Consider the following 702-nt stretch of genomic DNA (forward strand, 5'->3'; position numbering starts at 1 on the left):
TTCCAGGATTTTGTTGTAGCGGTCGACGATGTGCATCACGTTCAATGCTTGACGTTTGTACTCGTGGATACGTTTGATTTGGATGTCGAAAAGTGCATCGGTATTAACTTTGATGCCCAGCTCGGTTTCGATGTATTTAGCAAGGCGCTCTTTGGCGGCTTTTTTCACTTCACCGAATTCTGCCTGTACGGAAGCATCGTCCACTTTATCGTTGAGCTTGGTCAGGTTGTCCAAATGCAGACGCCAGTCTTCGTCGCCCAGATGTTTGTCCAAGAATTTGGTCAAGCCCGGGTTGGCGATGTTAATCCAGCGGCGCGGGGTTACGCCGTTGGTTACATTGGTAAAGCGTTCTGGGAATACTTTGGCGAAGTCGGCAAAGATGGATGTGGTCATCAAATCGGAGTGGATTTTGGCCACGCCGTTGACTTTGTGCGAACCGATCACGGCAAGCCATGCCATGCGGACGCGACGGCCGTGGGTTTCGTCGATGATGGATACGCGACGGACAAAGTCGTCGTCGAAGTTACCGATGGCGCGTAAGGCATTGAGGAAGTAGGCGTTGATTTCAAAGATGATGTCCAAGTGGCGTGGCAGCAGACGGCCCATCAAATCGACCGGCCAAGTTTCCAAGGCTTCGCTCATCAGTGTGTGGTTGGTGTAAGAGAAAATCTTACAGCACATATTCCATGCTTCGGTCCACGC

At 51.1% G+C, this 702-nt stretch carries 1 protein-coding gene; it reads right to left on the bottom strand.

The features are described 5' to 3' along the window. Positions 1-702 (bottom strand): glycogen/starch/alpha-glucan phosphorylase (locus ACTHUR_RS14220; protein WP_440399202.1); only part of this gene is annotated, 702 nt, incomplete at both ends.

This window comes from Neisseria sp. P0021.S007, from assembly GCF_051956855.1.